The organism is Caballeronia mineralivorans PML1(12) (genome assembly GCF_001028175.1).
GTDB lineage: Bacteria > Pseudomonadota > Gammaproteobacteria > Burkholderiales > Burkholderiaceae > Caballeronia > Caballeronia mineralivorans.
This window is the reverse complement of record NZ_AEJF01000088.1, coordinates 1-14,522: the sequence shown is the minus strand read 5'-3', so window position 1 is coordinate 14,522 and position 14,522 is coordinate 1. Positions and strand designations below refer to the sequence as shown.

At 57.8% G+C, this 14,522-nt stretch carries 12 protein-coding genes; 9 read left to right on the top strand and 3 right to left on the bottom strand.

Features of this window, described 5'->3' with window-relative positions:
- The first annotated feature begins 81 nt into the window (after positions 1-81).
- Positions 82-1,443 (top strand): MFS transporter, encoded by a 1,362-nt coding sequence (locus tag EOS_RS13590; protein WP_047847175.1) that lies wholly within the window; start codon positions 82-84, stop codon positions 1,441-1,443.
- Here EOS_RS13590 and EOS_RS13585 read toward each other — a convergent pair.
- Complete coding sequence (locus EOS_RS13585; RefSeq protein ID WP_047847174.1) at positions 1,440-2,132, bottom strand: GntR family transcriptional regulator; 693 nt, start codon at positions 2,130-2,132, stop codon at positions 1,440-1,442. The two genes, EOS_RS13590 and EOS_RS13585, sit on opposite strands and share 4 nt — an antisense overlap.
- Before the next feature lie 215 nt (positions 2,133-2,347).
- Between EOS_RS13585 and EOS_RS13580 the strand changes: the two genes are divergently transcribed.
- The 8 genes from EOS_RS13580 to EOS_RS13545 all read left to right on the top strand — a co-directional run bounded on the left by EOS_RS13580 (position 2,348) and on the right by EOS_RS13545 (position 13,071).
- Complete coding sequence (locus EOS_RS13580; RefSeq protein ID WP_047847173.1) at positions 2,348-3,889, top strand: Rieske 2Fe-2S domain-containing protein; 1,542 nt, start codon at positions 2,348-2,350, stop codon at positions 3,887-3,889.
- 72 nt (positions 3,890-3,961) lie between these two features.
- A complete protein-coding gene (locus tag EOS_RS13575; RefSeq protein ID WP_047847172.1) occupies positions 3,962-4,951 on the top strand; it encodes a PDR/VanB family oxidoreductase in 990 nt (329 codons plus the stop codon).
- A 115-nt stretch (positions 4,952-5,066) separates the two neighbouring features.
- Positions 5,067-5,780, top strand: a complete 714-nt coding sequence (locus EOS_RS13570; protein ID WP_047847171.1) for an alanyl-tRNA editing protein — start codon at positions 5,067-5,069, stop codon at positions 5,778-5,780.
- Between the two features lie 33 nt (positions 5,781-5,813).
- Positions 5,814-6,656 carry a helix-turn-helix domain-containing protein gene (locus tag EOS_RS13565; RefSeq protein ID WP_047847170.1) on the top strand — a complete coding sequence of 281 codons (843 nt, stop codon included), beginning with the start codon at positions 5,814-5,816 and terminating at the stop codon, positions 6,654-6,656.
- A gap of 938 nt (positions 6,657-7,594) precedes the next feature.
- Positions 7,595-9,841 carry a hypothetical protein gene (locus EOS_RS13560; RefSeq protein WP_152693118.1) on the top strand — a complete coding sequence of 749 codons (2,247 nt, stop codon included), beginning with the start codon at positions 7,595-7,597 and terminating at the stop codon, positions 9,839-9,841.
- A 360-nt stretch (positions 9,842-10,201) separates the two neighbouring features.
- The gene (locus tag EOS_RS13555) at positions 10,202-10,984 is read left to right on the top strand and encodes a GntR family transcriptional regulator (RefSeq protein WP_047847236.1); all 783 of its coding nucleotides are present in this window, start codon (positions 10,202-10,204) and stop codon (positions 10,982-10,984) included.
- 66 nt (positions 10,985-11,050) lie between these two features.
- Positions 11,051-12,121, top strand: coding sequence for an aromatic ring-hydroxylating dioxygenase subunit alpha (locus tag EOS_RS13550; RefSeq protein ID WP_047847168.1), 1,071 nt, complete (start codon positions 11,051-11,053; stop codon positions 12,119-12,121).
- Positions 12,118-13,071 (top strand): PDR/VanB family oxidoreductase, encoded by a 954-nt coding sequence (locus EOS_RS13545; RefSeq protein WP_047847167.1) that lies wholly within the window; start codon positions 12,118-12,120, stop codon positions 13,069-13,071. Before EOS_RS13550 ends, EOS_RS13545 begins: the two co-directional genes overlap by 4 nt.
- A 112-nt stretch (positions 13,072-13,183) precedes the next feature.
- Here EOS_RS13545 and EOS_RS13540 read toward each other — a convergent pair whose 3' ends face one another.
- Positions 13,184-13,915, bottom strand: coding sequence for a hypothetical protein (locus EOS_RS13540; RefSeq protein WP_047847166.1), 732 nt, complete (start codon positions 13,913-13,915; stop codon positions 13,184-13,186).
- A 214-nt stretch (positions 13,916-14,129) separates the two neighbouring features.
- Positions 14,130-14,522: hypothetical protein (locus EOS_RS47055; RefSeq protein WP_047847165.1), on the bottom strand; the 393-nt coding region annotated here is incomplete at its 5' end.

The window sequence follows — 14,522 nt, the reverse complement described above, 5'->3', positions numbered from 1 at the left end:
CGCGCTTTAAGCAGGGACGACACAGCCACCGTCAAGAGAGGGCCGGCGTCCCGCTTTTCATCCGTCCCCAGGAGACAAGACATGAATCCCGCTAGTCCGGCCGCATTCAGCAAACGCGACGAAGCGTCCACGTTCTCCAAGATCACGTGGCGACTATTGCCGTTCCTGTTCCTTTGTTATTTGTGTGCCTATCTGGATCGCATCAACGTGGCGTTTGCAAAGCTGCAAATGCTCAAGGACCTCAATTTCAGCGATGCCGTCTATGGCGCCGGCGCCGGCGTGTTCTTCGTCGGTTATCTGCTGTTCGAAGTGCCCAGCAACCTGCTTTTGTTAAAGGTAGGCGCGAGGCGCTGGATCGCACGGATCATGATTACGTGGGGCATCATCTCGGCGGGCATGATGTTCGTCACTACGCCGACCAGTTTCTACATCATGCGTTTCCTGCTGGGCGTGGCGGAAGCGGGTTTCATCCCGGCCATTCTGTTCTATCTCACGTATTGGTTTCCGTCGTCGCGACGCAGCAAGGTGACGGCACTGTTCATGACCGGCATTCCCATGTCCGGCGTTGTCGGCGGTCCGCTGTCGGGCTGGATCATGAACCATATGGGCGGCGCGCATGGGCTTGCAGGGTGGCAATGGCTCTTCGTCCTTGAGGGCATTCCGACAGCCATCCTCGGGCTCATCGCACTGATCTATCTCGATGACAAAGTCAGCGACGCCAAGTGGCTTTCCGCATCGCAACGAAGCTTCCTCGAAGGCGCGCTGGTCGAGGAGCGCTCGGCGCACGTGCTGCATTCGGTGAAGGACGGTTTGCTGCATCCCAAGGTCTTGTTGCTCAGCCTGATCTATTTTTTCTTCACGATGGGCCTGTATGGCGTGAGCTTCTGGTTGCCCACGCTGATCAAGGCAAGCGGCGTGGCCGATCCGCTGGACATCGGTTTGCTGAGCGCGATTCCCTACGCTGCTGCCGCCGTGACGATGGTGCTCGTAAGCCACAGTTCGGACGCTCGCGGCGAGCGCCGCTGGCACTTGGCGTTGCCGGGCATTATCGGCGCGGTGGGTCTGTACTTCAGCGTCTCCTATGCGCATTCCACACCCGTTGCACTGGTTGCGCTGACCGTTGGCACGATGGGCGTAATGACGACGATCTCGCAGTTCTGGGTGCTTCCGCCGGCCATTCTCGGCGGCGCGGCAGCGGCGGCTGGACTGGCCGTGGCCAACTCGGTGGGCAGCATCTCGGGCGTTGTCAGCCCCTATGTGATCGGGCTGATCCAGACCGCGACGGGATCGACAGGAAATGGCGTGCTCGGGCTTGCGGTAAGCCTGATCATTGGCAGTGCGCTCGTGTTCACTGTGCCGGCAAAGCTCGTGAACAGCCGCAAGCGCGAAGCGTCGAGGGATAGGGAACAAGTGCTCGAAGGCGGCGCGCAGACGCGGGCTTAAGGCACTTGCGCAGCGTTCTCGAGTTCGTCGCCGAGTACTTCACCCAGCCGTCGCACCAGGTTCTCTCGGGCGCGGCTGGTATGGAGAGCGGTCAGTTCCGCCGCGCGGGGCGCGTCGCCCGCGGCGATGGCGTCGGCAATCGCCGCGTGTTCGTCCCAGACGGATTTGCGTTGAACCGACGATTGCAGCACGGCGCCCATCACGCGACGCAGATGAACCCAGTGAAGATGCGCTGTTTCCGCAATCAACGGATTGCCCGATGCAAGGTAGATGGCGGAATGGAAAGCCCAGTCGGCGTCGATCATCGCTTTTACGTCGTCGCCCTTCGACGCGCGGCGGCCTTTCGTAATCAGCGATTTATCGAGCTTCGCGCCGCGTTGCGCGGCAAGGCTCGCGGCAAGGGAATCGAGCGCGCCGCGGATCTCGTAGAGATGCGCGATCCAGGTGGCGTCGAGCGGGGTGACGAGAAGACCGCGGCCCGGCGCGTCTTGCACGAGCCCGTCTTTCTTGAGCAGGCGCAGCGCCTGCAACACGGGCGATCGGGACACCGCCAGCTGGTCGGCAATTTCCTCCTGCGTGATGCGGGTTCCAGGCGCGAGCGATCCTTCGCTGATGGCGTCGAGCAGCACTTTATAGACTTCATCGACGTAGTCGGTACGTGCCTGAAGTTTCAGAAGTTTGGCGACCATGATGACTCTCGATAAGTTTGGATACTGAGTTCAACAGGTTACAGGTTGGTCCGGGACAGCGTCAAACTGAATGACGGATGGTTTGAAACGGAGGGTATCAAGCGTTTACCTGTAGAGACAGTGCGGTATTTTGACTTGTATCTTTGTATACAGAGTTCTGAGTTCAAAATGTAAAGAGAACTCGGCGATAGCGATAAACCCAGCAGAGGATCCCCATGATTATCAAGTCAGAGAAGGCAGAAGGTCAGAAAAGTGCCGGTGGCGGCGTGGTTGCGAAGAAACTGGTGCCGTTTGGCGGCTATTACACGAACAAGGTTCCGGGCCACGATCCGGAACTGACCGAAACGGGGCCCGGCACGCCGATGGGCGAATACATGCGGGCGTTCTGGCATCCCGTGTGCATGTCGATCGAACTCACCGACACCCCGCGCTACCTGAAGATCCTCGGCGAAGAGCTGGTCGCGTTTCGCGACGGCAGCGGCCGAGTGGGCGTGCTGCATGCGCATTGCGTGCATCGCGGGGCATCGCTTGAATATGGTGCGATCCAGGAGCACGGCATCAAGTGCTGCTATCACGGCATGGTCTTCGACGTGGACGGCACCTGTCTTCACGTGCCCTTTCCAAACGGCGAAGAAAAGGAAGCCGAGAAATACGCGTGCTCGATCCAGCAGGGCGCGTACAAAGCCGTCGAACGCAACGGTCTGGTGTTTGCCTACATGGGACCGCCCGACAAGGAGCCGCCGTTCCCGGAGTGGGAGGGTGACTTCACGGTCGCCCCAGGCGATGAACTCGTGGCCTACAGCAACTTCCAGCATTGCAACTGGCTGCAAGTCCAGGACAACGCCGCGGATAACTACCATCCGACAGCGCTGCACGCCGGCAAGAACGTGGTGAACGGCAAGTATCAGGGCACGACGTTCGACGAGGTTGGCGCCAAGTCCATGGAGGTCGCGCCCGACATGCATTTCGTGCCGGTGCAGCAGGGCCGCAGTCTTGCTTGCGCGGGCGCTCGCCGGGTGGATAACGACAGGCTCTTTGTGCGTGTCCAGCATCAGGTCCTGCCCAATCTGAGCCTGCACGCCTATACGTCCGAAGATGGTTCGAAGAAGAAGTTGTTCAGCCGCTTCCACATCATTCGCTGGACCGTTCCTGTCGACGATGAAAACAGCAAGATGATCGGCTGGCGCGTGATGGGACCGGGCATCGATACGCGTGGCATCTGCGACAAATCGCTGGTCGGCTACGAGTCGATCGACTTCCTGGAAGGGCAGGTTGCGATGCGCCGTCCCGAGCGCTTCGGCAAATACAAGCTGGAGGATTTGCCGCCCATTCCATCTAGCCACCGCGAGCGCGAGAACTACAAGGACGCTCAATACGCGCCAGGCGATTACGAAGCGATCATCAGCCAGCGGCCGATAGCGGTCCATGCGCTTGAAAATCCGACGAAGTTCGACGCCGGTTTGTTCATGTTCCGCAAGATGCTGCGGGATGCGGTGCGCGGCACGAACCCGGCGGCGTCAGCGGATAACTTTGCTGAATGGTTCCGGGCCAACGCGGGTGCGCCGAATAGTTATTGCTCGGGCAATGTGTTCGATATCCCGGAAGGCGAGACCGTCGAACAGGAAGTGGCGAACCGCCGCAATGTGACCAAGCGCATTGTCGCGATCCTGACGGAAAGCGAGACGCTGAAGGGCGAAGAGCGGGCCGCGTTCGTGCGTGAAAAGTTCGATGCGCTCGAGGCATCGATCAAGAGCTGAGCGGATTTTTGCAAGCGTTCGAGGGTGGCGCGTAAATCCCGCGCCTCCCTTGAACGAGTACAAGGAAAAGTAATGGCAAGTTCAGACAACCCGGCGGACTTTCGCACATTGGAACTGATGGTGCGCCAGATCCGTTTCGAAGGCAGAGGTATCAACTCGTATGAGTTCGTCGATCCGTCGGGCGAGTTGTTGCCCGCTTTCACTGCGGGCGCGCATATAGACGTGCATTTGAACGACGGCTTCGTCCGTCAATACTCGTTGAGCAATTCGCCGAACGAACGTCATCGTTATGTGATTGCGGTATTGCGTGATGAAGCGGGACGAGGCGGCTCGAAAGCATTGCACGACAGATTGCACGTGCAGGACAAGGTGCGCATCAGTCATCCGCGCAACAACTTCGAACTCGCCGCCGATGCCAGGAAGGTCATTCTGTTGGCGGGCGGTATCGGCGTGACGCCGTTGAAAGCGATGGCGCACCGGCTTGAAGAAGTGGGTATCGGCTATGAAATGCACTACTGCGCGAAGGACGAAAGCTGCACGGCGTTCGCGGCAGAGCTCGCGCCGATGCACGCAAGCGGCAAGCTGCAATTTCATTTCGATAACGGCGATCCATCGAAGGGACTGGATTTAAAGCGCTTGTTGAGCGAGACCGCGCCCGGTGTGCATGTCTACTACTGCGGTCCGGGCGGCTTCATGAAAGCGTGCGCCGCAGCGACCGGACACTGGACGCCCGGAACCGTTCACTTCGAACATTTCAAGGCGCCGGAACGGGCCGCGAGCGACAATGTTGCGGCTGCTGTGGGTGAGTTCATTGTGAAGATTGCGAGTACCGGGCAGCAGATACCGGTGTCGAGCGACCGGAGCATTGCCGATGCGCTCGAAGACGCTGGCGTGGCGATAGAAACCTCGTGCCGCGCAGGATTGTGCGGCACGTGCAAGGTGCGGTATGTATCGGGTGAAGTCGAACACAATGACTGCATTCTCGGTGACGACGAGAAGCAGGAATACCTGACGACGTGTGTATCGCGAGCATTGAGCCAGGAGCTGGTACTGGACCTTTGATTGGGGAACCAGGCGGTCTGATCCGTCAAAACCAAAGCGCACTTTTGTCCAAGAGCGACGACAGCCGGCTCGTTACACTGAGATTCCACCGAACGGAATTCAAGAGAGTCGCGCGATGTCCCACTACCTGTGCCACGAGCATCCGGATCTGCTCGAATTCGAGACTTTCGTGATTGACGCCAGGCCTGGCGCGGTCGTGTTGGCCCGCTCGGCATTGCATCCCGGCGGTGGCGGCCAGGTGTCCGACGTGGGGACGCTTAGTCACGCAGGTGGCATTGCGCGGATCACAGGCATTTCCGTCGAAGCGGGCCGGCATTGGCACTTGCTCGACGCGGCGCTCGAACTCGATGGCGAAGTTCAGGTCGCGATCGATCGCGATTGGCGCTCGACCGTCTCGCAGTTACATACAGGTACCCACATTCTGAATGCGCTCGTTTATCAGCGCTTTGCCGGGGCACTGGTGACGGGTGTACAGATCAACGGCGATGGTTTGGCCCGCATGGATTTCGATCTGCCCGATGCCGACAATGACGCACTCCGAGCGCTTGAAGCACCGCTTAACGATGTGATCCATCAGGCCCTGGACGTTCGCGCTTATTACGTTAGCTCGGCGCAGGCGAAAGCGGAGCCCGGTTTGATCCGCAGCCTGTCGGTGGCACCACCGCCAACGTCGGATGGTACGGTGCGCATTGTTGACATCGACGGACTTGATCGGCAGGCGTGCGGGGGTAGTCATCTGAGCAACACAGCGCAATCGCGGCCGCTTCGCATCACCAAGGTCGAGAATAAAGGGCGCCGCAACCGTCGCGTTAGAATCGAACTGGTTTGAAGCAAGTCCGGGTCTCGTGTCGACGGAGTCGCAATGACGCAGCACAAACAGGAACTTGTCTACTGGCGCGATGGCGCGCTCGATGGCGCTTGTCTTGTGAGTGCCCGCTATGTCGCCCACGAATTCGATCGCCATGTGCATGACGAACTCGTTATCGTCATGACTGAAGATGGCGCTGGCCAGTGCTGTACCCGTGCCGGCAGCGATGTCTCGGGACCCGGCACCGTCCGGATCTTCGGCGCAGGCGAGTATCACTGCGGCAAGGTCTGGGAAGGCCGGGCGTGGAACTACCGCGCAATCTATCTCGACATGCAGGGTCTGGCCGCGCTTAGCGCTGTCTTTCATGAAGACTCGCGCGACGACAAACCGCTTTTCGTTCCTCCCGGCCTTTATCCTGATCCGCAGCTTTCACGCCTGCTGATCAAGGCGCATGCCAGCCTCGAAAAGAATGGAACGCCGATGATGGAACGGCAAGCGAACTGGTGGGCGGCAATGGGAATGCTCTTCGGGCGGTATGGGCAACCCAGACCTGTTGTCGAAGTGGCCGGCCGGGAAGCAGGGAAGATGGCGCAGGTACGCGATTACATCGCGGCACACTATGATCGCGATATTCCAGTCGATGAGCTGGCGTCACATGTCAACCTGAGCCGCTTCCATTTGATGCGCTCCTTTTGCAAGGAATTCGGTTTGCCTCCGCATGCCTACGCGAGTCAGGTCCGCCTGATAGCCGCGAAACAACTTCTTGCAACGGGTCAAAAACCCGCAGAGGCTGCCGTGGCGGTCGGCCTTTACGATCAAAGCCATCTGAACCGCCTGTTCAAGCGCGCATATGGCATTACGCCAGGCGTTTATGCGGCTTTAAGGCCGGAGCAATGAACGAGGTTGCGTGCTTCGCCGGGTAACCTCGTCCTAGCAATCGCGGCCGCCCTGTCCTGCCTTAATCGCGGTAGACCCTGTATTCCGATTTCACGGCCTTCTATGGTCCACCATCGCCGGCGTCGCTAAGTCCGTTGCCGATCCCACCGGCCACGATGCCCGGCCGCACGCAACCCGCCTCCTGTTCAGCTCAAGCAGCTCGAGAGCAGTCGAACATCTCTCTTCAACAGAATATTTGCCCGCATCGCCAACTGCGAGGGGCGTTATACAGACAACGAAAAACGCGGGTTTATCGGCGCCGGTGAACGCTGACTCAGTTTGCCGATTTCTTTTGTCTGACTTTTAACTGGGCGCGTGAATTAAGTAACTTTGGCCGACCGGTCGCTATATTTTTTAATAATTTCTATTGAATGACGCAATATTGACTTTGATACGATTCATCATCCCGTCAACTTGGTAAGACTTTGAAATGACTCCGCAGGGGAGGCGGCCAACTTGTGCTGCAAGTTGACATGGCTCACGTCCGATGCGTATTACGTCGCCGACCAGACTTGAAGATAGAGATCTGAGTTTTCACACACATTCGTCAGATGATTAATACGTAAACATGCTGAAGTTGTGAATTGAACCTAAGCAATGCGCAGCATGGAGACGAAAACAATGCCTAAGCTTGGCGGCGTGAAGAAGAATAAGAGTGACCTGTCCGTCATGGGTCCGGCGGAACGACGAATCACGCTGAACCGAGCCCGTGATCTAACGGAGTGCTTAGGGCGCGGCTCGGCTCGAGCGAGGCGTTTCTCAGGCAATCGTCATGTGCTGCTCGAGAACAACTTAACCGGCCTCGGCACCTGCACCTCTGCGGAAATCTCTCTATTTGGAAACGCTGGATCCCGCCGCTTTGGGCTGGGTTTTTTGTCTTTTCCGTACCCAAATCAACAATGATAAAACTCAATAAAGTTTCGGTGATTCTCGTAATCACCAGCGTAATGCTGAGCGCATGTGGCGGCGGAGGGGGCGGTGCCGCTAGTACAACGGATCAAGGCAATGGTGTTTCGGGCTCGGCAAGCAGCGCCGCTTCTGCGAGTGCGGCGGCTGGCGCCGCGTCATCGACTTCCGCGCAATCTTCGTCAACGAATGCCGGAACATCGGCGTCCGGTGCAGTCATCATGCCTCTGGAGGTGATGACTGCCGGCAGTGGCAAGGTCATAAGCGTGACGCTCACTGTGCCAGGCGGCGCGGCCGCGAAAGTCCTGACCATGAAGGTCAACAATCTATCGTACGACGGCAAAGGCTCCGTTCAGATAAACGGCGGGAATTGGATTAATTTGACTAACGCAAACGTTACCGTATTGGGTAATGCGAAACTGTATGGCGGCATAGGGGGAGGTTACGACACAATCAGCTTGAACGTACCCATCTCCGGTGCAATAAACGGTAGCAACGTCGTTAATTTCCGTTTCAACACAACAGATGGCGTCAGTTCCGGATACAGGGTTTTATCGTTTAATTTGCTGAATGCATCCGGGCAGAATTTAGTTTCAGGCAATAACTTTACTCAAGACGATCCAACTAAATGGACCGCGCCGCTTCCCAAAACCAGCGATATCAATGCGGGTCAGGTTTTGTGGCAAAGCGCCGCGCTGGTGGATTCACCCATCAACGCGGGCCAGAAGCTCAAGGCCCACTGCATGGATTGCCACACTGCCAACGGTAGCGATCTGTACAAATTCAATTATTCGAACAATTCCATTGTTGTTCGAAGTGAATACCACGGTTTGACCGAAAATCAAGGCCTGCAGATCGCCAGTTATATCAGAAGTCTGTCGAACCAGTACCCGATGCCAGGCGCCAAGTGCCGGCCGTGGAACCCGCCTTATCAGCCAGGGCCCGGTCTGGACAGTGCTCCGGTAAGCGACTGGACGTGCGGGGCGGGAATCGATGCGGTGTCCGAGAACGACCTGGATACGCTCGCGGCGGTTTTCCCGAGCGGGATTAATAAAGCCGCTATATCGACCAAAGGAAAAATCAATATCAGGGAAATACCCATCGGTTTTCAATTGCCCGATTGGAATCACTGGGTTCCACACATCCATCCTAAAGACGCGTGGGGTGACTATTTCACCAACGGCAACCTGAACAAGCTCTACGCGGGAGAGGGTACGGGAAACGGCACTTACAATATGAAAACCCAGCTTGCCACGGGTGGGACAAGTTATGCTCAAGGCAAGACAGGCGATATTTTCAACGATCTATATTACTGGGGAGTCGAGCTCGGTGAACGGTTTGCGCCGCCTAATGAGGGCGTAGTCGGAAGTTATACTATTCCACAACAGAAAAATCTGTATGGGACGGCGCAATGGCAGTTGATGAAATCCTGGGAACTTGCCCAGGACAACGCGCTGGAGGTCAATTGCCCTATTGCGTGGGTTAATAAAGCGCAGGCTCCGAAAGCCGAGCAAAGAGGCTGGTGTGGATATTGGCGGTTCATATTCAATGTATCGCCCCATGTACAAGGATTTCCGCCCAATAACAGCATGTTCGGTAGTCCGGTTGCCCATTACGTGAAGGCAAATCAATGGTATTACCTTCAGATTTTGCTCAACCCGGGGTCAGGCGCCCACAACGTGCACTTGCCAACCGATTGGCAGTACGCATACGGTCTTCTTGACAATTTATATCAGAGCAGCGGCAGACCCGAGCCGATCCGGAATTTCCTGTATGTCTTGAAAGGTGCCCAGGAAATGGATAACGGCGTGGGGGTGACCAACGTCTCTCGTGGCTGGACGATTCGGGATTCCAGTCCCCTGGATGTATGGAATGGCGGACAAAACGGTGTCTGGAAAGGGACCAGCCTTGCGACGGAGCAGGCGGTCGTTAGCGCGTTCTTGTCAAACTGGATGGATACGACAACAAGCTTCAATATCAACTCCTGGCAGCGCGAGGGGCAAGCCAATGCCGTGAGCGGTGAAACGACCTGTTTTTGGAGCATGAGAAGCTTGTGCGCTATTAATTACGTTCACGCGACGCTGTCGGGTGGTACCGTCGAAAACTTCCCGACCTGGACATGGAACCAGATCCCGCAGATGCAAGCGGAGGGAATCGATAAGGTTCAGGTGAATCGCCTGGCTACGTGGTTGAACACCGCGTACCCGAGCGGCAATTACCTGAGCCTGCTTCAGAACTGATCAGCGTCTGGAACACAGGCAGTGCATTCGCACTGCCTGATGACGGACGAACACCCTATCGGCTCAACCCTTCCCATCTCATAAGCCCGTAGCGGAACCTCGCTACGGGCGTTCTGATAAGACAACTCTGTCGCTGGCTGTGGAAGTATCCAGCCACGGATTCGTGCGTCCTAAATTCGACCCCAAGACGGTTCGATCGGCACTGCTGTATCCATGAATTTCTAATTTCATCGATAAACAGAGGGTAAACGCCGATGAAATCCGCTTATGACGCCGTAAATTGAATGTTACGGTATACAGTGTGGATACATCGAAGTACAGCGAACCATGAAACAGCAACTTGAGAAGGGAGTGGCGAACATGCAGGCCGACCAGCAGCATGACGATGTCCACGAGCGCAAGGGCGCCGGCACGGTGACCCAGACCATGCGCACGCTCCTCGCCTTGCGCGAACTGATTCTCGATGGCGAATTGCCGCCTGGCGTGCGTATTTCCGAGTTGTGGGTAAGCGAGCGGCTGGGCGTTTCGCGTACGCCGGTACGCGCTGCGTTGATCCGGCTGGAGGAAGAAGGCCTGCTGGAGTCAATTCCGGCGGGCGGGTTCGCGGCGCGTTCGTTCACTGCGAGTGAGATTGGCGATTCCATCGCTTTGCGCGGCGCGCTTGAAGGTTTTGCGGCGCGGCTTGCGGCGGAACGCGGAGTCGACCGTTCGACGATGCGGGATCTGCGCGACTGTGTCGAACAGATCGACGAGATTCTCGAGGGCGAGCTCAGCCATGAAAAATTCTCGGCCTACGTCGATGCCAACGGCCGTTTTCACCGGGTGCTCGCCGGTGCGTGCAACAGCAGCGTCGTCACGCGCCAGATCGACCGGGTGATGACCTTGCCGTTCGCATCCGCCAGCGCTTTCGTGATGGTGCAGTCGATCGATGCCGGCGCGCGCGACATGTTGCTGATTGCACAGTCGCAGCACCGCGCGGTGCTCGATGCGATCGAGAACCGTGAAGGGTCGCGCGCCGAGGCGCTGATGCGCGAACACGCGAAGATTGCGCATCACAACCTGAAGGCCGCGCTCGACAACCACAAAGCCCTGACGCAACTGGCCGGCGGCAAGCTGATTCGCATGCCCGGGCGCCGGGCGTGAATTTTTGAGCGTAAGGCTGCCGCCGTTTCTTGCTGAATTCCAGTAGTCAACGAGAGGGAATCTTCCATGTTTTTGCGGAACACCTGGTACGTCGCCTGTACCCCCGATGAGATCGAAAGCAAGCCGCTCGGTCGCATGATCTGCGGCGAGAGGATGGTCATTTACCGCGGTGCTGACGGCAAGGTCGCCGCGCTCGAAGATTTCTGCCCGCATCGCGGCGCTCAACTGTCACTTGGCTTCTTGCGCGACGGCCAACTGGTCTGCGGTTACCACGGCCTCACGATGGGTCCGGACGGCAAATGCGCGGCAATGCCGGGTCAGCGTGTCGGCGGCATTCCCGCGATCAGGACTTACCGGACCATCGAGCGTTATGGCTTTATCTGGGTCTGGCCCGGGGATCAGGATCAAGCCGATCCTGCCAGGCTGCATCACCTCGAGTGGGCGGAGAGCCCGGAGTGGGCCTATGGCGGTGGGTTGTATCACGTCAATTGCGACTACCGGCTGATGATCGACAACCTGATGGACTTGACGCATGAGACGTATGTGCATGCGACGTCGATTGGCCAGCCGGAAATCGAGGAAGCTGCACCGGTGACGAAGGTCAACGGCGATGAAGTCGTGACCAGCCGATATATGCAGAACATCATGCCGCCGCCGTTCTGGGCGACTGCATTGCGCGGCAATGGTCTTGCGGACAACGTGAAATGCGATCGCTGGCAGGTTTGCCGCTTCACGGCCCCGAGTCACGTGTTGATCGATGTCGGCGTGGCGCATGCGGGGCATGGCGGTTATGACGCACCGGCCGGGTACAAGGCGGGAAGTATTGTCGTCGATTTTATTACTCCGGAGAGCGAAACATCGATCTGGTATTTTTGGGGTATGGCACGCAATTTCGCACCGCACGACGAGGCGCTGACGGCGAAGATCCGTGAAGGGCAGGGAAAGATTTTCGCCGAAGACTTGTCTGTTCTCGAGGCGCAGCAACGTAATTTATCGGCTAATCCGGGGCGCAGGATCATGAGCCTGAACATTGATGCCGGCGGAGTTCAGTCGCGCAAGGTGCTAGACCGCCTGATCGAGAAAGAGCGGCAGGGTAGTGTTGATCAAACCAACAGCGCCACCGCGCATATTAAATGAAAGTCAGGATTACGAAGGTATGGGACGCTGCCCTGGATATTCGCGTATTCGAACTGGCCCGTCCCGACGGCGAAGCATTGCCCCGCTTCTCGGCCGGCTCGCATGTCGACGTCAAGCTGGGCGATAGCGTTGTGCGCCAGTACTCGTTATGCAATAACCCCGACGACGTGCATCGATACATGATCGGCGTATTGCGCGATCCGCAATCGCGTGGCGGCTCGGTAGCAATGCACGCATTGAAAGAGGGTGATCTGCTGGACGTCAGCGAGCCGAAAAATCATTTCCCGTTAGCGCATGACGCGACCCATTCGATACTGCTGGCGGGCGGCATCGGCATCACACCGATTCTCTGCATGGCGGAGCGCCTTGCGCGCGCGGGTGAATCGTTCGAGCTGCATTACTGCACGCGCGAGCCGGCACGAACCGCGTTCCTTGAGCGCTTGAACGAAGGCGAGCTGGCGGGTCGCGTCCACCTCTACTTCGATACGGCTCCCCTAAGCGAGCGAGTAAGCCTGGACACCGTGCTGGCAAGTCCGAAACCGGGCACGCACGTCTATGTATGCGGCCCGGGTGGTTTCATAGACGCGGTTTTGACAACGACGGAGCGGGCAGGGTGGACTGCCGCGAACGTGCATCGCGAATATTTCGGCGCAGCACCGGCGAGTGGCGCAGTGAACGCTGACGGCCCATTTCAGGTGAAGGTGGCGAGTACCGGCCAGGTCCTGGACGTGGAAGCTGGCGAGACAGTGATTGCTGCGTTGTCGAAACATGGAATAGGCGTACCGACGTCTTGCGAGCAAGGCGTGTGCGGCACATGCCTCACGCGGGTGTTATCAGGCGAACCGGATCATCGCGACGCTTATCTGACCGATGAGGAGCGGGCATTGAACGACCAGTTCCTGCCGTGCTGTTCGCGCTCGAAGAGTCCGCAGATCCTCCTGGATCTTTGACGAGTAAAAGCCAGCTCGCGCAAGCGTCCGGGGAGACTAGTCTGAACAGATGGCCGAGGTCCTGACGACCTCGGCCGTCAGAGGAGGGCACGGCGTATGGAACCCGGAGACCTTAAGCAGGTTTGTCGTTACTCGGTTTGACCGCGGTGCCTGGAGAGTGCTCACCATCTTTTTCAAACTCGGTATAGGACCATTCGAATTTTGCCGATGCTGTCGCCATCGAACGAACTACGCCGACGCCATATTCGGTAAGGTACGTGTGGCGGCTTTTGTTTTGAATGATGCCGTCTTTCGATTCGTCGCAATCCAGATCGATTGCTTGCCCAGACAGCCCCGGTGTAACTTTGGACGCCGGGTAATAGTGCCCGGCGTGACATGTCCGCACCATATCCCGGAAATTCATGATCTGCACCGTAGTGCCCGACGTGAACGTTGTCGTGTATGTTGCACCTTCACGAGGCTTGTCGAAGACGAACTGGTTGTTGTCAACGCCATGCACGAGAATCGGAAGCGGCGCCACTCTTTGCGAATACACCGCAGTCTCTTGCTTCAGCGTGTACAGGTTGAGGTACGAAAGGCTGTATGTAGCTGCGCTGGGAATGCCATTCGATGAAAGCTCGGACACTTGCTGCACAACGCCAGTGTCCTTCGCATTGATCATGGTGGTTTGGAAATTACCCTGCAGCGTGGTCGCACCAACGTGGCCGACCATCGAGCCCACGATGGTCAAAACCTTGAACGGTAGCGGGTGGGTGCCGGATGAAGGCAGTTTCCCTTGCACCGAGGCCGGAAGACTTTCAATGTTGAAGTGCGCGGCCAGATAGGCTGGCTTGTCCAGTGCCATATCTTTCACAGGCGTAAATTGAACGCATCCTGAAAGCACCGCGACGGAAGCAAACGAGATGCAAGTAAGCGCGCTTGTCGCTCTAAAATTCATTTTTCTTTCACCCCTTTTAATTTTGGCGACGCTTCAGCGTTATCGTCGATCCGCGATGCGTCGCGGCAGCACTCGATTTGGCTTTGGCATCTTTGTTTTATCGGCGGTCTCCAGAATTTCTTTAATCAGCGATTCGCGTTGCAGACGGCAATCCCATCAGCGCGCACGCGAGATTCACGACCTGCTCGACTTCCGCTGAACAGAGCGGGTCGAGGCCCGCCATCCTGTTGTACTCCTTCTCGAAGACGATACTGGTCGTAACGATCCCTACGACTGCGTAGTGCAGCCGCCCCGGATCGCCAGGACGCGCGACGCCCGCCTGCTGCGCGGCCCGAATGGCGGCGGTCGAGATCTCGTAGTACGGACGCACGTAGGTCTCCAGCAGCCAGTTGAGTCGCTCACTTTCCACCTGTCCCTGGAAGGGCAACAGCCTGTGAAACTCGGGGTGCCGGGCGGTGAAGGTCGCGAAGGCGTTGAACATCTCTCGCAGCGCCGGCGCCGGCCCCGCCGCGGC